We start from the raw sequence: 16,829 nt of genomic DNA, 5'->3' as shown, positions 1-16,829 counted from the left end.
GCCCGGCAGTCGGCGCTTGTCCGCCAGCGCCAGCGTCATGAACGGGCGGGTGGGTGGGAGGAACCCCCGTTTCGAATGGCATGTCCCACAGCGTCGGTTGGATGTAGCGGTCGCGTTCGTTTGTGGGGAGAGGGGCCGTGGGGAGGCGGGTGGCGATGCGTCGGGAGGCGGTGAGGAGGTCGGGGCCGCTGCGGCGGGAGAGGGGGAGGGCGAGGACGGGGGCCTCGCGGCCGGTGACGGTGCGGAAACGGTCGGGGAATTTGAGGATGCCCTGGACGTCGGCGCCGCGGAAGCCGTAGATGGATTGGTCGGGGTCGCCTACGGCTACCAGGTTGCGGCCCTCGCCGGCGAGTTGGCGGAGGAGGGATTCCTGGGCGGGGTCGGTGTCCTGGTACTCGTCGACGAAGATCCAGTCGTAGGCGGCGCGTTCGCGGGCGCGGGGTTCGCCGGTGGTGAGGAGGCCGGCGGCTTCGCGGATGAGTTCGGCGTAGTCGAGGGAGGGGGTGGGGTCGAGGTCGAAGCGGTCCTCGTAGCGGTGGGAGAAGTGGCCGGCGGCTTCCCAGTCGGCGCGGCCGTGGGTGCGGCCGAGGTGAATGAGGGCGTCGCCGTCGAGACCGCGTTCGGCGGCGCGGGAGAGGAAGTCGCGGAGTTCTTCGGCGAAGCCTCGGGTCTTGAGGCCTTCCCGCATACGTTCCGGCCAGCCGAGGGCGCCGTCTTCGAGTTCGCCGTGCAGGAGCCGGCGGATTTCGAGGAGCTGTTCGGGACCGGTCAGCAGGCGGGGCGGCGGGTCGTCGGCGAGCAGGGCTTCACGGCGGAGCAGGGCATAGGCGTAGCTGTGGAAGGTGAGGGCGAGCGGCGTCCTGGTGGTCCTGCGCAGCCGCGCGGTGATGCGTTCGCGCAGCTCACCGGCGGCTTTACGGCTGAAGGTGAGAACCAGAACGCGTTCCGGGTCGGTTCCGCGCCTTTCGATCCGTTCGACGACACTCTCCACTAGGGTGGTCGTCTTGCCGGTGCCGGGCCCGGCCAGCACCAGCAACGGCCCGCCCCGATGGTCCACCACGGCACGCTGATGCTCGTCGAGCACGGGAGCGGTCCCCCGCCCCACACCCCCACGCCGCACCAGCCGGTAACTCATAGCGCTTCATTCCACCAGATCGCGGGGACAGATCGTGCACGCTTCACGGCACGCTAACCCCGTCACCCCCACAGACCCGACACCGACACGGTCACAGGCCGTTTCGGTCTACCACCCCACAAACAGACCCCACAGCAGACCACCGCGTGACCCGGCGGCCGGAAACGCCTGACGATCAGGTGGTCGACCACGGCGGCGACCGACTCGCCGTGTCATGTGGCGCGTACGTACGGGCGAACGCGGCATACCGATCGGCGAGCCGGAGGACCACCGAGTCGATCGTGCGCAGCACCTCCACCACTTCGGCCGAACTGGCCAGCCGCGAACCCGGCCGGTTGGCCTCCAGATCCAGGTAGAGCCCTTTTAATCCTCGTCAGTACGGCGATTTAGCCGGTCAATCTCACTTTCGGCTCGTTCAAGCTCATCGATCAGACCGTCGTCATCGTTTCCGGCCAGCATCCGCCACAGTTCCTCTTCCGCCTCCGCGTCCGCGCGGGCGGCCTCCAAGGCGCGGCGCTGGGCCTCGAAACCGGCGAACCGGTCGTGTGCGATGGCGGTGGCGTCCTCGCTGGAAACCCGCCCCGCCCTGCAAGCACGTCCATGTCGTTCATATCGATGAACCGCTCCGTGGCCGCCACCCATTCAGCCATCGTGATCTGCTGGCGACGCCGGGCCCGCAACTCGCCGAAGTCGAGAAACTGGGTGGTCAGCATGTTGAGCATGCCGATCTCATCGGAGTCCAGGTAGTTCTTCGACACCGTGACGTCGGCCTTGCGAACCTGACCCCCCTTCCAGGAGGTCAGCCCCATGTTGGGCTCGGCCGCATCGGCACGTTCCACGATCAGCTCGGCGGCGGTCCGGCCGGTGACGGCGTAGACCAGCTTGTTCTGGATCGTGGCGAAGAACGTCCGAGCCACGTCAGACGATTTGTCGTAATCCGCGCTGGTCGCGGCAAACAGATCACGAACCTTCTGATAGAACCGCTTCTCCGAGGCGCGGATCTCCCGGATCCGCTCCGGAGTTCGTCGAAGTAGTCGAACCCGCCAGGTTCCTTGAGACGCTCGTCGTCAAGCACGAACCCCTTGATCAGGTATTCGCGCAAGGTCATGCTCGCCCACTGCCGGAACTGAATCCCCCGCAGCGACCGGACTCGGTACCCGACCGCGAGCACCATATCCAGGTTGTAGACCAGAACCTCTCGCCGCACCTGCCGCGAGCCCTCCTGGCGAACTATTAACTCCGAGTTAATAGTTGCCTCAGTCAGTTCGCCGTCCTCCAGGATCGCAGTAATCCGCTGGTTGATATTCGGCACACTCGTGTCGAACAACTCGGCCATCTGCGCCTGTGTCAACCAGACAGTTCCCCCTGCGGCGCGGAGTTGAATCTGCGACCGTCCGTCCTCCGTCCGGTAGAGGATCAACTCCCCATCTTGGCCTCTCACGTCGCCTCCCCCACCAACTTCTCGGCATCCCGAATTCTGATCTCGCTGGATATGAGCTTCGGCAGCAACGTATCGCGCAATTCAGCGAGGCACGTGGACTCCTCCAACGCGACTAGGTAAGGGACGCCGTCAGATGGACCAGACGGGCGGTCTCCTGATGCTTGGAGGGGATGGGCGTCAGGTCGACGAATTCGGGCCGTCTGTAGCCATACAGACGGTCAGCAAACCGCCGCATGGCCTGAGGCCACGCGGCGGTTCGGACGACTCGGCTGGTCAGGTCTTGAAGACGTGGTCGACCACGGCGGCGGCCGACTTGCCGCTGTCGTGTGGCGCGTACGTCCGGGCGAACGCCGCGTATCGGTCGGCCAGCCGGAGTGAGACCGTGTCGATGCTTCGCAGTACCTCCACCACCTCGGCCGAGCTGGCCAGCCGCGGGCCCGGGCGGTTGGCCTCCAGGTCCAGGTAGAGGCCGCGGGTGGAGCGGTACTTGTCCAGGTCCGGCGTGAACAGTACGACCGGACGGCCGGTGGCCACGAAGTCGAACATGGCCGAGGAGTAGTCGGTGACCAGCACGTCGGCGATCGCCATCAGGTCGGTCATGTCCGGATACGTGGTCACGTCGATGGCGAAGCCGTCGTGGGAGTGCACGTGTGGGAACGCCTGCATCAGGTGACCGCGCACCAGCACCACGTGATCGTCGCCCAGTGCCCGCTTGGCGTCCGCGAGGTCCAGCTTCACGACCGCGTTCCTGCGGTCGTGGTCCCGGAACGTCGGCGCGTACAGGATGACGCGCTTGCCGTCGGGGATGCCGATCCGCCGCCTGATCTCGGCGGCGGTGTCGCCGAGGTTGAACAGGCTGTCGTTGCGCGGGTAGCCGGACTCCAGGATCTCGCCCTCGTAGCCGAACGCCTTGCGCAGGATCGAGGACGCCCACGGGCTCTGCGAGAGCAGCAGGTCCCAGCCGCGGACCTCGGTGGCCTGGCGGTGCCAGACCGGCGGGCGCGGCTCGCGGCGCATGTGGGCCAGGTCGCGGCCGACGTGCTTGGCGGGGGTGCCGTGCCAGGTCTGCAGGCAGACCTGCTCGTCCCTGGTACGGAACCAGGCGGGCAGGAACTGGTTGCTGACGATGTAGCGGGAGCGGGCCAGCGCCTCGTAGTGCTCGCCGCTGCCCTCCCGGACCACGGTCGGCTCGATGCCCTCGCCCAGGCCGAGCTCACGGGAGCCGGGCGGGACGAACGCGCCGTCCCGCACCACCCAGATGTGCTCGCTGGCGTCGCCCCGGCGCAGCCGCTCCTCGTAGATCGCGCGCGGGTTGTCGGAGTAGGCCCGGCCGTCGAACGACGCGTACACGGTCGCCTCGCGAACCGGCTTGGCCCGGTGGGCGGGGTAAAGGTTGCGGCTGAGCGCCCAGAGCCCGGCCGCGCTGCGCTCGTCGCCGGGGCGCTCCTCGGCGGCGACCAGCACCGGCACGTCGAAGCGGGTGGCGACGAAGCGGTAGACGCGGCCGTCAAGGGTGCGTGAGTCCTCGTCCAGGGCGGCCAGCGAGGCGTGGTGCACGCGGACCGGGACCATGGCGGGGCCGTACTTGCCTGGCGGGGCCACGGACAGGTTCCAGGTGCCCTCCGACAGGGCGACGGTTCCCCCAAAGCGGGGCATCGCGCCGGGCGCGAGCCGTACCTCGAAGGAGGTGCCCTCGCGCTTGAGCGGGACCCGGAAGGTGAGGCCGCCGCGGTGGCGCAGCAGCAGGTCGCGCGGGCCGGCCTCGGGGTCGGGGTAGTCGCCGGCGAGCAGCAGCGCGCCGTCCTGCCAGGTCACCGAGGTGAGGATCGGCTGGATCTTGTGGCCGGAGACGACCACCCGGTCCCGCCGGTCGCCCTGCACGGTGATCTCGCGGTCGCCGACCAGCAGCCGGGTCTCCGGCGTGCCCTCCAGCATGACCGAGGCGGCCGGGTCGCCCTTCGGCTCCACCCAGAGGCGGCGCGCGTCGGCGGTGAGCAGCGTCTGCACGGCCAGCGACAGCGAGAAGCGGCTGCCGCCCTCGGCCGGGACGAAGTCGGCCGCCATCCGGTGGCCGCCCACCCTGGCCTTGCCCTTGTTGACCGGGCGGCCGGGCAGGAAGCCGGTGAGCTCGATGGTCTCGCCCTCCAGCTTGACGCCGGTGAGCTCGGCCCTGGTCGGGTGCAGCACGACCTGGAGCGCCTTGTCGGAGGTCCAGACCGGGCGGACCCACCAGCGTTCCCGGACCTTGAGCCCGGCGGGGCGCTCGGTCCTGCCGATGGCGGGGCCGCGCAGGACGCCGGTGGAACGGGCGGCCCGGCTCCAGATCACTATCTCGGCCCGCCACGTGGTGGTGTCGCGGACGGTGTGGCGGCGGCGCAGCACCCGCTTGGAGCCGCGGACCACCGCGCGCAGCCCGGCCCGCCAGCGCAGCGCGAACGGGCTGAGTTCTGCGGTGAAGCCGGCCCAGTCGTAGTTGCAGCCGGGCTCGCGGGCCGCGTGGGTGGCCTCGGGGCGGAAGGTGCGCTTGGTCTTCAGGATCACCGGCGGCAGCCAGCGCGGCCCGCGCAGCACCACGGTGGCGCGGTTGAACCGGCCGCTGCGGACCGACAGGCCGGCCAGGTAGGCGTGCCCGCTGATCCGCAGGCGCTTGCCCTGCCAGGTGATGTCGTCGATCTGGGTGACCGGCACCATGTCGGCGGAGCGCAGCCGCAGCAGTTCGCGGTCCACCTCCACCGGCAGGTCGGCGTACCAGCGCAGCCCGTGCCGGACCCGCCGAGACGGTTCGGCGCCGGCGGCGGCCAGTTTGGCCAGCGCGTCGCTCTCGGCCAGCTCGGCCGCGTCGACGGTCTCGATCAGGTGGTAGGCCACCCGGCGACCGACCGGAAGGGCCTTCTTGACCTTGGGGTCTACGCTCTCCAGGTAGGGGCGGAGAACCGCGATCGCTTGAGCTCGGCGGGCCGCTCCCCGCTTGGCCGCGGCGTCCAGCCGCAGGCCCAGGGGTCCGGCCAGGACCTCGCCGTCCAGAGTCCGGCGCGCGGCCTTGTCGAGGCCTTCCGCGCGGACGAGCTGGACCAGAGCGTCGATGGTCTCGCCCCGGTCATAGAGCTCCTGGACAGCCCGCAGTCGTTCAGCGGCGACATCGCCCTGGCGTGCGGGTGTCATAAGGGGGCACCACCCTTCAGATGACCGGGTTTCTGGAAATAGTAATGCCGGTCACAGAGGAGTTCCGTCCCATCGTGCGGTACGCATCTGGGCCCGGACCCCCGCGACCGGGGTTCCCTCCTCGCGCCACCTGCGCAGACACTCGCTTTCGTGGCCAGGCGGCGGAGTTCCATCTGTTCGGATGACGCGCCACCACGGAACGCCGCCACCCCAGGTCGCCAGCACCCTGCCGACCTGCCGCGGTCCGCCCTCGCCGAGGTATTCGGCGACGTCGCCGTAGGACATGACCCGCCCCGGCGGAATGCGCTCGACCAAATCGAGCACACGCTCCGCGTACGCCGGTATTTCGCGCATCAATCGCTACCTGCCTCACGGCCTGGGGCCAATGACGCTCCAGCCCGCGTCCAGCGGGAGCCAGGGTATGCGCGAAATATTGGCGCAGGGGTCAGGTCGGTCATTCGCTCCAGCTGCCCGGTCCGGCTGACAGGATCTCTTCCAGTTTGCCGAACTCGAACAGGACGGAACCGCTGCTCACCTGTTCCAGGATGCCATCGCGGACGGAGTACACCTCACCGTCCTCGCCGGTCAGGCGTCCGCCGACCAGACCGGACAGGATGGCCAGCTGGGCCAACTGCCAGTCGGAGCCGGGCTCGCCGACCAGGCGACAGGCCGAGGTGGCCCAGGTCGCGATGGTATGTGTCGCGTCGCCGAAGCGCACGACCACCTCGCCGGCCTCCCGCAACCCGCGTAGTTCGAACCCGGCCTCCGACGCCTCAGGCGAGGTGTCGGCCGCCAGCGACTTCGCGAGTTCGGTGTAGCCGAGCGGTATCTCCCGCTCCACGCGCAACTCGTAACCCATGAGGCGGGACCTTAGCGAAACTTTGCCCCGCCCTGTGACCAGATGGCCTAACTTGGGGCAGCACGCGCCCGAAAAGCACTCGAATCGCCACCGTTATGTAATCAGCTGCCACGGCGCGCCAGCAGTATCACCGAGGCGCCGAATGCGCCCAGGCCCAGCATCACTCCGATGCCGTACACCCAGAGCCTAACCGGATCGGGGCCCGGCCGGGTGGGTCCTTCCGAGAGCGGTCCACCGCCGAAGTGGAGCTCGCCTGAGACGTCGAAGGAACGCTTGTAACCGGCCAGCGTGTCGGCGCTCGCCATCGCCGCCTCGGCGTTCACCACGCCGAAGCCGATCTTGTCGTCGTAGCCGGCCGGCGGCTGGGCCCGGGTGCCCGCGGTGAGCGCGCGGCCGATCAGATCCGGAGTCAGCTCGGGGTGTTTGGCCTTGATCAGGGCGACCACGCCGGCCACCAGGGCGCTGGCCGAGCCGGTGCCGGTCACCTTGCCGCCGCCGGTCACCGTGATCTCCACGCCGGGCGCCGCGACCAGCACGGACAGGTTGTCGCTGCTGAACGGCGCGCCCGTGCCGTCGGGCTTGACCGCGGCCACCCCGATCACGCCGGGGTAGCCGGCCGGGAACTGCCAGTAGGACGAGCCCGTCTCCCGCGCGTACGGCGACTGCCCGTAGTCCCCCACGCCGGAGACGACGGCGGCCCCCCGGGACAGCGCGTACGCCACCGCGTCCCGGTCGATCCTGGCCACCCCGAACATGCCGACCGGCACCAGGATCACCTGGGCGCCGTGGTTGGCCGCGTACCTGATGCCACGGGCGATCGGGCTGTCGACCATGCCGCCGCTCCCGGCCTGCGGGTCGATCAGCTCCTCGTCCAGCGGCGGGGCGAACACCGGCACGGACAGGATGCGGGCCTCGGGGGCCACGCCCTGGACGCCGCCGCTGCCGTCCCCGGCGATCAGGCCGGCCAGCGCGGTGCCGTAGGGACCGGAGCGGGTGTCGGGCCCGGAGTAGTAGGTGCCGGTCATGTCGGGCGCCTGGACCACCCGCCCGGCCAGCCCGGGGGCGTCGGCGGCGACCCGCTGGTGCAGCACGGCCACGGTGACGTTGCCGCCCTTGGTCTGCTTCCAGACGGGGGCGACGTTCAACCGGTCCAACGGCGTCGGCGTGGGCGCGGCCACCAGGACCAGGGCGGTGGCCGCCAGCGCGGCGGCGGTCCTCAGCACGCGTTCCCCTGGGTGCAGCGCGGCACGTCGGGCTCCTCGCCCAGGGAACGGGCCACCCGGCCGCCGATCGCCTGCGCGGCAGGCCACATCTCGCTGTTCAAGGCCTCCTCCGTCGGGATCGAGTCGCGGGTCCTGCCGTCCGTATACCCCGCCGTGACGAAGACAATGTAGGGACCGACGCCGACCCAGGCGGAGCGCTGCCGCTGGGCCGCGCCGAACAGGTCGGTGACCGTGCCGGGGAAGGCCACCGGGCGCACCCCGACCCGGTCGTCCACCGGGAGTTTGGCGGCGGCGCCGACCCTGGCGTCCTCGTCCTTGAGCACGGCGATGCCGATCGTGATCGCGAACGTGGCCGACTGGTCCACGTAGGTGGAGCGGAGCAGCGCCTGGCAGCCGCTCTCGTTGAGCGCCGAGGCGACCGGCGCGTCCACCCCCGCCCAGCACGGGATCTCCGGCGCGACGCCGACCCGGCGGGCGAACTGCTGGGTGCGGGCCAGCCCCGTGTATTCGAGCTCCTCGGGGAAGACCACGGTGGCGGGCCAGTCGTACCAGCGGCGGGCGACGTCCTGTTTCACGTACTCCGCGCGTTCCTCGCCGGTGAGCGGCCGGGACCTGGTCTCCTGGAGCAGGCCGGCGGTGCCGAGCAGCACGACGACGGCCGCGGCGCCGAGCACCGCGGCCAGCACGGCCAGGAAGATCGAGCGGAGCCGGATCCCGAGGGCTAACTCGGCGCGCTCCCTGGCGGCCTGCGCGGCGGCGGCGCGTCCCCGCGAGGCAGGCCACGGGCGCACCCGGGTACGGCCGGTCCGTGGCTGCTGTGGCGACATACTCTGATGTTACGTCGATGCGTCCGTAAGCCAACGATTCGGTAGAGGTATCTCAGCGGATGGCATACGTATCCCGCCTAACGGCGACCACTCCGGCGTTTCGCCGCGCCCGGCGGACCAGGAAGACGACCACCATCAGGCAGCCGGCCGCGCCGACCAGGCCGGCCAGGCCGATCCCGGCGAAGACGGTGATGGCCTGCTGGTTGCGGTGCACGATGACGACGGGGCCCGGGTGGGCGGTGGCGATCGGGCGGTCGGGAGGCTGCACGCCGGGGCCGGTGGCGGTGACCCGGTGCCGGGACAGCACGGCGGCCATGGTGAGCGCGCGGGCGGCGTTGACGACGCCGAAGCCGGTGGCGGTGTTGTAGCGGGTGGCCCGCGCGCCGCCGGGGGCGACGGCGGAGGAGGCGAGCGCCTGCGCCACCAACGCAGGCGACATTTTCGGATATTTCGCCTTAATGAGGGCGGCGACGCCGGAGACGAGGGCGGTCGCCTGGGAGGTGCCCCGGCCCACCCAGTACTCGTTGTCGGGGCCGGCGCCCAGGATGTCCACGCCGGGCGCGGACAGCATCACCGAGGAGTTGCGGTTGGAGAAGGAGGCCCGGGTCATCGTGCTGGTCACCGCGGCCACCGAGATCACGCCGGGGATCGAGGCCGGGTAGGAGTAGGGCGCGGTCCTGCGGCCCGCGCCGTCGTTGCCCGCCGCCGCGACCAGGACCACGCCCTTGGAGATCGCGTACCGGATCGCGGCGCGCTCGGCCTCGGTGGCCAGGTCCTTGGAGATGGACAGGTTGATCACGTCGGCGCCGTGGTCCACCGCGTACCTGATGCCCTTGGCGACCACGCCCTCGTAGCGGGCCTCGGCGTTGAAGGTGCGGAAGCCGGGTTCCTCGTCCTCCAGGATCACCCGGACCGAGAGGATCCTGGCCTCGGGGGCGACGCCGATCACGCCGTCGCCGCGCTCGGGGCCGTGGCCGTGGCCGGCGATCAGGGAGGCCATGTAGGTGCCGTGCAGGCGGACCGGGTCGACGTCGTCGGGGTTGGCGCCCTCGGTGAAGTCCCTGCCGATCCGTACGGACCCGGCCAGGTCCCGGTGGTCCGGGTCCACCCCCGAGTCCAGCACCGCCACCAGCACGCCCCGGCCCTTGGTGACCTGCCACGCCTTGGCCAGCCCCAGCGTGCGCAGCACGACCGCCTGGCTGCCACGGACGTCGTCGGCGGCGACCGGACCGGCCAGCAGGCAGGGCAGGAACACCAGCAGCGCCAGCAGGCCGCGGAGCAGTCTCAGCACCGGAACTCCTTCGACGCGCAGTCGGGCAGCACGGGCGCGAGCAGTTCCTTGGCGATCCGGTCGGCCAGGTCGCCGGTGAAGGTGAACATGGTGGGCCGCTGCCGGCCCAGCGCGCGGGCCGGTCGCCCGTCGGTCTGGCCCGCGGTGGTCATGACCAGGTAGGGGCCGGCTCGCCGTACCGTCGCGACCTGGCGGCCGGCCGCGGTGAAACGGTCGGCCACCGTGCGCGGGAAGGACAGGGCCCGCAGGCCGGGCGCGGGTTTGCCGCCCTGCGGCAGGGCCGCGGCGGCGCTGTCGGCGGCGCCGGCGTCGGGGAAGGCGGCGACGCCGACCGTGACCACGATGCCCTGCAGCGCGTCCAGGTAGGTGGCGCGGAGCACGCCCTGGCAGCGGGCGGCCCGCATGGTCTGGCGGAGCGCGGCGTCGACGGCGGCGACGCAGTCGGTCCTGGCCGAGATGCCGACCCGGCGGGCCCGTTCCGCGCCGCCCTGCTCGCCGGTGTAGGCGACGGTGGCCGGGAAGACCTTCCCGGCCGGCCAGACCTGCCAGCGCCGGGAGATCTCGGCCGCCGCCGCCTGCCGGAGTTCCTGCTGGCTGGGCTGTCTGGTCAGCTCAGCCAGCGCGGCACTGGCCCCGACCCCGGCGACGATCGCGCAGCTCACCGTGAGAGCGGACGCCACCAGCATCGTCGGCCAACTGCGTCTCTCCCTCACGGCCCCGACCTTAACCCCCAGTAGGGACTGCCATCCCCACAAACGGATCGGAAGGGCTTTATCAGTAAGTGGGCAGCGCCGGGTCGATGGTCTTGATCCAGCTGAGCACGCCGCCCCCGACGTGCACCGCGTCGGCGAATCCGGCGCTCTTCAGCACCGCGAGCACCTCGGCCGAGCGCGCGCCCGACTTGCAGTGCAGCACGATCCGCTTGTTCTGCGGCAGCTTCTCCAGCGCGGCCCCGCTGAGGAACTCGCCCTTGGGGATCAGCACCGAGCCGGGGATCCTGACGATCTCGAACTCGTTCTGCTCGCGGACGTCGATCAGGTAGATGTTCTCGCCCTGGTCCTGCATCTGCTTGAGCTCGGCGGCGGTGATGGTGGCGCCCAGCGCGGCCTGCGCGGCCTCGTCGGAGATGGTGCCGCAGAACGCCTCGTAGTCCTCCAGCAGCTGGGTGACCGTCGGGTTCTTGCCGCACAGCACGCACTCGGGGTCCTTGCGGACCTTGACGTCGCGGTACTTCATCTCCAGCGCGTCGTAGATCATCAGACGGCCGACCAGCGGGTCGCCGATGCCGGTGAGGACCTTGATGGCCTCGTTCACCTGGATCGAGCCGATCGAGGCGCAGAGCACGCCGAGCACGCCGCCCTCGGCGCAGGACGGGACCATGCCGGGAGGCGGGGGCTCCGGGTAGAGGCAGCGGTAGCAGGGGCCGTGCTCGGCCCAGAAGACGCTCGCCTGGCCGTCGAAGCGGTAGATGGACCCCCACACATACGGCTTGCCGAGCAGCACGGCCGCGTCGTTGACCATGTAGCGGGTGGCGAAGTTGTCGGTGCCGTCCACGATCAGGTCGTAGCCGGCGAAGATGTCCATCACGTTGTCGGTGGTCAGCGCCACGTTGTGGATGACCACGTGGACCAGCGGGTTGATCTCGCGGACCGTGGCGGCGGCGGATTCGGCCTTCAGCCGGCCCACGTCGGACTGGCCGTGGATGATCTGCCGCTGCAGGTTGGACTCGTCCACGATGTCGAAGTCGACGATGCCGAGCGTGCCCACCCCGGCCGCGGCCAGGTACATGAGCGCCGGGGACCCGAGACCACCCGCGCCGACACAGAGGACCTTGGCGTTCTTCAGCCGCTTCTGCCCGGCCATCCCGACGTCGGGAATGATCAGGTGGCGCGAGTAACGACGCACCTCGTCGACGGTGAGCTCGGCAGCCGGCTCGACCAGCGGTGGCAACGACACAGTTCTCTCCCATTTCAGGGCATTCGGGGTACGGCTCACGCGGACTCACACGCCCACGTGTCGTATCTCAACCTAGCCGGGGTGTCCGTGCATTCCCCAATCCGGCAACCGCTTACCGCACACTCGTACGGCTCTCCGCCAGCAGCCGCCGCGCCTCCCTGGCGACGACCTCAGGAAACTCCATCTGGGCCACGTGGCCAGCTTTGGGCAGGGTGACGATCCGTACGTTCGGAAAGGTCCGCCCTGCCCGGATCGCCATCCGCGCGTCCACCAGCCGGTCCCGCCCGCCGTGCACCACCAGGGTCGGCACCGGGATCCTGGCCGCCTCCCGCCACAGATCGTTCTTGAAGTACTCCCTGACGATCCCGCGCGCCGACGCGATCAGCGCCCCCGCCGCGTACGGCAGGCCGTCCCGCCGCCGCAGCTCCTCGATCGCCTCCTGCAGCCGGGCCGGATGCACCCGGGCCAGATCCGCGTAACACATCTCCAGCGTCGCCTGGATCCGCCGCTCGGCCGGCACGGCGGTGAGCCGCTTGACCGCCCACTCGGCCAGCACCGGCGTGACCGACATGGCCACCCGGGCCGGCCCCAGCCGGGGCAGCAGATCCGGCAGCGCCGGGGAGACCAGGGTGAGCGAGCGCACCAGCTCAGGCCGGGCGGCGGCGAGCCGGACCGCGACGGCCCCGCCGAGCGAGTTGCCGAACAGGTGTACGGGCACATCCAGATGCTCGATCAGGCGGGTGACCGCGCGCGCGTGCGCGTGGATCGAGTAGTCGCCGTCGGCGGGGGCCGGGGAATGACCCGCGCCCGGCAGGTCGACCGCGTAGCCGGCCACGTCGTCGGCCAGCAGCGCCATCAGATCGGTCCAGTTCGTCGCGGAGCCCGCCAGCCCGTGCACGAAGACGGCCCGCTCGGGCGGGCCCTCCGGGGTGGCCCGGACGTTCAGCTCCAGGTCGCCCAGCTCGATCACTTCCGCCGGCCAGGCGGGGACAGGCTCCAGAAACCCCAGCTCCACCGCGCATCCTCCTGCCGTTTACGCACCGTCTGCCCCAGCATAAGCCACAACTACGCTAAGTGACCGCAAAGCTGCCTATCTGCCCGTTTTGATACGGAGAGTGAGGACATAACACGATTAGGCACCAGCCGAACACAAGGAGTCACGGAAGACATGCAATTCAAAACGATCTCTAGCGCGCTGATCGCCGCCGCCCTGGTCACCGGCGGCACGGCCCTCGCCACCGTCGCCACCGCGGCGCCCGCCCACGCCCACGCGGCCAGCTGGGACGACGACGACCACGAGCGCGACCGCCACCGTCACCGTCACCACGACGACTTCGACATCGCGATCAACGGCGACATCAACGGCCACCGCGGCCACGGCCACCACCGCGGCCTGCTCGCCATCAACGGCGACATCAACGAGGGCTTCGGCCAGCGCCACTTCGGCGGCGAGCGCAGCTTCGGCCACCACGAGGGCTTCAACCGCCACCACCACTTCGGCCACCACCGGCACTTCGGCACCGGCCACTTCCGGCACCACCACCGGCACTACGGCCGCATCCATCACCACCACCACCACGTGGGCTGCCACCGCTGGGGCCACCGTCACCACGGCTGCCACCGCCACCACCGCTGCCACCGCGGCTGCGGCGGCGGCTGGTAACCCCCGGATTCACCGCTCAACAAGTTCAACAAGTCCAACAGAGGGAGCACATGCATGCGTTTCAAGACGATCTCTAGCGCCCTGATCGCCGCCGCCATCAGCACCGGTGGCCTGGCCCTCGCGACCGCCGCCACCGCGGCGCCCGCTCAGGCGCACGCCGCCAACTGGGACTCGGGCGAGTTCGGCGAGTTCGGCGACTTCGACCGCGGCTTCGGCAACCAGGAGTTCGGTCACCACCGTCACCACGGCTTCGGGCACTTCCGGCACCACCACCGCCACTACGGCCACATCCGCCACGTCCACCACCACCGCGGCTGCCACCACCACCGCTGGCACCACCGTCACCACGGCTGCCACCACCGCTGCCACCGCGGCTGCGGCGGCGGCTGGTAACACCGGTCGGTATCCGCGCTACTGGGTGATCTGATACATCACCCAGGACGCGACAGCTGATGACGGACAGCGTGCCGTGATGATCATCGTTTCATCGCGGCACGCTAAGTCCCAGGATCAAGCCGACTTCCTGGCCCGGCGCTTCGGTGCGGCGGGCTTCTCCTCTTCCGGCTTCTTGGCCTTGGCGGCAGGCTTCTTGACAACTTCACGTTCCTTCTTGGCCGCCTCGACGCTGGCCCGCAGCGCGGCCATCAGGTCCACCGCCGGGCCCGGCTCGGCGGGCGCCTCGGCCGCGACCACCTCGCGACCGGCCACCTTGGCCTCGATGACCTCCTGCAGGGCCTCCCGGTAGGCGTCCTTGTACTCGGCGGGGTCGAAGTCGGCCACCATCGTCTCGATCAGCGACTCGGCCATCTTGAGCTCCTGCGGACGGACCTCGACCTCCTCCTCCAGAAACGGGAAGTCGGCCACCCGGACCTCGTCCGGCCAGAGCATGGTCTCCAGCACGAAGATCCCGTCCCGGACCCGGAGCGTGGCCAGCGCCTCCCGCTGCCGCAGCGCCACCTTGACGATCGCCACCTGCCCGGACCGCTCCAGGGCGTCCCGCAGCAGCACGTACGGCTTGGCCCCCTGGGCGTCGGGTTCCAGATAGTAGGTCTTGGCGAAATAGATCGGATCGATCTGCTCCGCCGGGGTGAACTGGAGCACGTCGATCCGGCGGGACGTGCTCAGCGGCAGATCGGTGAAGTCCTCGTCGGTCAGCACCACGATCTCGCCGGTGGCCAGTTCGTAGCCCTTGGCGATGTCGGCGTAGGGCACCTCCTCGCCGTCCAGCTGGCAGACCCGCTTGTACTTGATGCGGCCACCGTCGGTCCGGTGCACCTGGTGGAAGGTGACGTCCTTCTGCTCGGTCGCCGAGTACAGCTTCACCGGGATCGTCACCAGACCAAAAGAGATGGCGCCCTTCCAGATGCTACGCATAGCCACATACTCGTCTCTTTGTTCGAATACCGCTATATCGGGATTCAAGGGACTTACCTAATGGGCAGATACCCACTGTGGCAATGCCATATCCGGTCGAACCGATGCTCGCCGTCCCGGGAATCCTCCCGGCGGACGCGGCCAACTACGCCCTGGAGGTGAAGTGGGACGGCATCCGCGCGATCGTCTACCTGGACCGTACGATCCGGGTCACCGGCCGCAAGGGCACCGACTTCACCTCCCGATACCCTGAAATTTCAGCACTCAGGGTCCCGGGGCACGAGGTGATCCTGGACGGCGAAGTGGTCGCGCTGGATCCCCTCGGACGGCCCAGCTTCGAACTGCTCCAGCGCCGCATGCACATCACCGACCCGGCCGGCCACGGCCTGCTGACCCTGGTGCCGGTGCGGTACATGCCGTTCGATCTCCTCTATCTGGACGGCGCGAACCTGACCCATCTCCCCTACGCCGCCCGCCGCGAACTGCTGGCGGGCCTGCCCGGCCTCGACGTGCCGCCCAACTTCCCGTGCGATCCGGACGTGGTGGCCGCGACCAGGGCGCAGGGGCTGGAGGGGGTGGTGGCCAAGCGGCTGGACTCGCCGTACCGGCCGGGACTGCGCAGCCCGGCGTGGGTCAAGGTGAAGAACCTGCGGGAGACCGAGGTGGTGGTCGGCGGCTGGCGGCCCGGCAAGGGCCGCCGCGAGGGCGGCCTGGGCTCGCTGCTGCTCGGCAAGTACACCGAGCTCCCCGGCGGCGGCGCCGAGTTCGTCTTCGTCGGCCACGTCGGCACCGGCTTCAGCGACGCCGCGCTGGACGAGCTCTACCGGGTGCTCCGCGCGCTGGAGGTCCCGCGCAGCCCGTACTCGCGGCCGCTGCCCCGGGAGATCGCCAGGAACGCGCACTGGGTCCGCCCCGAACTCGTCGGCGAGGTCACCTTCACCATGTGGACCGAGGAGCACCGGCTGCGCCACCCGGCCTGGCGCGGCCTGCGCCCAGACAAGATCCCCGCGGAGGTACGGCTGTGAAGGTTCCGGTGGTCGTGGACGGCCGGCAGCTGGTGCTGACCAACCTGGGCAAGGTCCTCTATCCGGAGGCCGGGTTCACCAAGGCCGAAGTGATCGACTACTACTCCCGGATCGCCCCGGTGATGCTGCCGCACCTGCGTGGGCGCCCGCTCACCGTGAAGCGGTATCCGAACGGGGTGGGCGGCGCCTTCTTCTTCGAGAAGAACGCGCCCCGGCACACCCCGGCCTGGGTGCGCCGGGTCACCCTGCCGGTGCCGGGCAGCTCGATGGGCCGGGAGAGCATCGACTTCGCGATCGTCGACGACCTGCCCACCCTGGTCTACTACGCCAACCTGGCCGCGCTGGAATTCCACGTGCCGATGTGGCAGGTCTCCGCCGAGGGCCGGGCGCTGCCGCCGGACATCCTCGTCTTCGACCTGGACCCGGGGCCGCCGGCCACGATCGTGGAGTGCTGCCGGGTGGCCCTGCTGCTGCGCGACGCGCTGGCCGCGGACGGCCACGACAGTTACCCGAAGACCAGCGGCAACAAGGGCATGCAGCTGCATGTGCCGTGGCCGTACCAGGACCGGGACACCTCGGCCTACGCCAAGGCGCTGGCGCAGCGCCTGGACGGCGCGCACGAGCTGGTCACCAGTGTGATGACCAAACGGCTGCGGCCGGGCAAGGTGTTCATCGACTGGAGCCAGAACAGCCCGGCCAAGACCACCGTGGCCGCCTACTCGCTGCGCGCCAACCCCCGGCCCACCGCGTCGGCCCCGCTCGCCTGGGCGGAGGTCGAGGAATGCGAAAGCGCAGGTCAGCTGGTTTTCACGGGGCCAGATGTGCTGGCGCGGGTCGAGGAAGTCGGGGACCTGTTCCCGTAGGGTGGGAGGT

Annotated in this window: 17 protein-coding genes; 4 read left to right on the top strand and 13 right to left on the bottom strand. The window is 70.2% G+C overall.

The annotated features are described in order from the left end of the window. From Acor_RS25610 to Acor_RS25560, 12 genes are all read right to left on the bottom strand, one after another. Nucleotides 1-1,135 (bottom strand): ATP-dependent helicase (locus tag Acor_RS25610; RefSeq protein ID WP_155339282.1); only part of this gene is annotated, 1,135 nt, incomplete at its 3' end. Nucleotides 1,136-1,563: 428 nt separating this feature from the next. After that, on the bottom strand, nucleotides 1,564-2,094 hold the full coding sequence (gene rhuM, locus Acor_RS46660; protein ID WP_479688460.1) for a RhuM family protein: 531 nt from the start codon (nucleotides 2,092-2,094) through the stop codon (nucleotides 1,564-1,566). Continuing rightward, complete coding sequence (locus tag Acor_RS46655) at nucleotides 1,977-2,471, bottom strand: virulence RhuM family protein (protein ID WP_479688459.1); 495 nt, start codon at nucleotides 2,469-2,471, stop codon at nucleotides 1,977-1,979. The genes rhuM and Acor_RS46655 overlap by 118 nt, the downstream gene beginning before the upstream one ends. 378 nt (nucleotides 2,472-2,849) lie before the next feature. Continuing rightward, on the bottom strand, nucleotides 2,850-5,738 hold the full coding sequence (locus Acor_RS25600; RefSeq protein ID WP_155339281.1) for a CDP-glycerol glycerophosphotransferase family protein: 2,889 nt from the start codon (nucleotides 5,736-5,738) through the stop codon (nucleotides 2,850-2,852). Nucleotides 5,739-5,789: 51 nt separating this feature from the next. Then, a complete protein-coding gene (locus Acor_RS25595) occupies nucleotides 5,790-6,092 on the bottom strand; it encodes an MGMT family protein (protein ID WP_155339280.1) in 303 nt (100 codons plus the stop codon). Nucleotides 6,093-6,192: 100 nt separating this feature from the next. Further along, nucleotides 6,193-6,597, bottom strand: coding sequence for a hypothetical protein (locus tag Acor_RS25590; RefSeq protein ID WP_155339279.1), 405 nt, complete (start codon nucleotides 6,595-6,597; stop codon nucleotides 6,193-6,195). 101 nt (nucleotides 6,598-6,698) lie between these two features. Next, a complete protein-coding gene (locus Acor_RS25585; RefSeq protein ID WP_155339278.1) occupies nucleotides 6,699-7,820 on the bottom strand; it encodes a S8 family peptidase in 1,122 nt (373 codons plus the stop codon). Next, nucleotides 7,814-8,647: a hypothetical protein gene (locus Acor_RS25580; RefSeq protein ID WP_155339277.1), complete on the bottom strand. Its 834-nt coding sequence runs from the start codon at nucleotides 8,645-8,647 to the stop codon at nucleotides 7,814-7,816. Before Acor_RS25580 ends, Acor_RS25585 begins: the two co-directional genes overlap by 7 nt. Before the next feature lie 52 nt (nucleotides 8,648-8,699). Beyond that, complete coding sequence (locus Acor_RS25575) at nucleotides 8,700-9,938, bottom strand: S8 family serine peptidase (RefSeq protein ID WP_246239098.1); 1,239 nt, start codon at nucleotides 9,936-9,938, stop codon at nucleotides 8,700-8,702. After that, nucleotides 9,932-10,651, bottom strand: coding sequence for a hypothetical protein (locus tag Acor_RS25570; RefSeq protein WP_246239096.1), 720 nt, complete (start codon nucleotides 10,649-10,651; stop codon nucleotides 9,932-9,934). The genes Acor_RS25575 and Acor_RS25570 overlap by 7 nt, the downstream gene beginning before the upstream one ends. A 61-nt stretch (nucleotides 10,652-10,712) precedes the next feature. Next, on the bottom strand, nucleotides 10,713-11,894 hold the full coding sequence (gene moeZ / locus Acor_RS25565; RefSeq protein WP_155339276.1) for an adenylyltransferase/sulfurtransferase MoeZ: 1,182 nt from the start codon (nucleotides 11,892-11,894) through the stop codon (nucleotides 10,713-10,715). A 112-nt stretch (nucleotides 11,895-12,006) separates the two neighbouring features. After that, nucleotides 12,007-12,909 carry an alpha/beta fold hydrolase gene (locus Acor_RS25560; protein ID WP_281353260.1) on the bottom strand — a complete coding sequence of 301 codons (903 nt, stop codon included), beginning with the start codon at nucleotides 12,907-12,909 and terminating at the stop codon, nucleotides 12,007-12,009. A gap of 153 nt (nucleotides 12,910-13,062) precedes the next feature. Here Acor_RS25560 and Acor_RS25555 point away from each other — a divergent pair, with 153 nt between their 5' ends. Continuing rightward, nucleotides 13,063-13,557, top strand: a complete 495-nt coding sequence (locus Acor_RS25555; protein ID WP_155339275.1) for a hypothetical protein — start codon at nucleotides 13,063-13,065, stop codon at nucleotides 13,555-13,557. A 54-nt stretch (nucleotides 13,558-13,611) separates the two neighbouring features. Continuing rightward, entirely contained in the window at nucleotides 13,612-13,950 is a 339-nt protein-coding gene (locus Acor_RS25550) for a hypothetical protein (protein ID WP_155339274.1), read from the top strand. A 117-nt stretch (nucleotides 13,951-14,067) separates the two neighbouring features. Here Acor_RS25550 and ku read toward each other — a convergent pair whose 3' ends face one another. Next, entirely contained in the window at nucleotides 14,068-14,931 is an 864-nt protein-coding gene (gene ku / locus Acor_RS25545) for a non-homologous end joining protein Ku (protein ID WP_155339273.1), read from the bottom strand. Nucleotides 14,932-15,035: 104 nt separating this feature from the next. Between ku and ligD (Acor_RS25540) the strand changes: the two genes are divergently transcribed. After that, nucleotides 15,036-15,956 (top strand): non-homologous end-joining DNA ligase, encoded by a 921-nt coding sequence (ligD, locus tag Acor_RS25540; RefSeq protein WP_155339294.1) that lies wholly within the window; start codon nucleotides 15,036-15,038, stop codon nucleotides 15,954-15,956. Beyond that, the gene (ligD, locus tag Acor_RS25535) at nucleotides 15,953-16,819 is read left to right on the top strand and encodes a non-homologous end-joining DNA ligase (RefSeq protein WP_246239094.1); all 867 of its coding nucleotides are present in this window, start codon (nucleotides 15,953-15,955) and stop codon (nucleotides 16,817-16,819) included. The genes ligD (Acor_RS25540) and ligD (Acor_RS25535) overlap by 4 nt, the downstream gene beginning before the upstream one ends. Nucleotides 16,820-16,829 lie beyond the last annotated feature (10 nt).

The organism is Acrocarpospora corrugata (genome assembly GCF_009687845.1).
Taxonomy (GTDB): domain Bacteria; phylum Actinomycetota; class Actinomycetes; order Streptosporangiales; family Streptosporangiaceae; genus Acrocarpospora; species Acrocarpospora corrugata.
This window is presented reverse-complemented; position numbering and strand designations above follow the sequence as displayed.

What these genes read in the sequence shown, in the direction of transcription:
- Acor_RS25555 (WP_155339275.1), top strand. Translation starts at nt 13,063, where the DNA reads ATGCAATTCAAAACGATCTCTAGCGCGCTGATCGCCGCCGCCCTGGTC.
- ku (WP_155339273.1), bottom strand. Translation starts at nt 14,931, where the DNA reads ATGCGTAGCATCTGGAAGGGCGCCATCTCTTTTGGTCTGGTGACGATC.
- Acor_RS25600 (WP_155339281.1), bottom strand. Translation starts at nt 5,738, where the DNA reads ATGACACCCGCACGCCAGGGCGATGTCGCCGCTGAACGACTGCGGGCT.
- Acor_RS25580 (WP_155339277.1), bottom strand. Translation starts at nt 8,647, where the DNA reads ATGTCGCCACAGCAGCCACGGACCGGCCGTACCCGGGTGCGCCCGTGG.
- Acor_RS46655 (WP_479688459.1), bottom strand. Translation starts at nt 2,471, where the DNA reads ATGGCCGAGTTGTTCGACACGAGTGTGCCGAATATCAACCAGCGGATT.
- ligD (WP_155339294.1), top strand. Translation starts at nt 15,036, where the DNA reads ATGCTCGCCGTCCCGGGAATCCTCCCGGCGGACGCGGCCAACTACGCC.
- Acor_RS25595 (WP_155339280.1), bottom strand. Translation starts at nt 6,092, where the DNA reads ATGCGCGAAATACCGGCGTACGCGGAGCGTGTGCTCGATTTGGTCGAG.
- Acor_RS25550 (WP_155339274.1), top strand. Translation starts at nt 13,612, where the DNA reads ATGCGTTTCAAGACGATCTCTAGCGCCCTGATCGCCGCCGCCATCAGC.
- Acor_RS25590 (WP_155339279.1), bottom strand. Translation starts at nt 6,597, where the DNA reads ATGGGTTACGAGTTGCGCGTGGAGCGGGAGATACCGCTCGGCTACACC.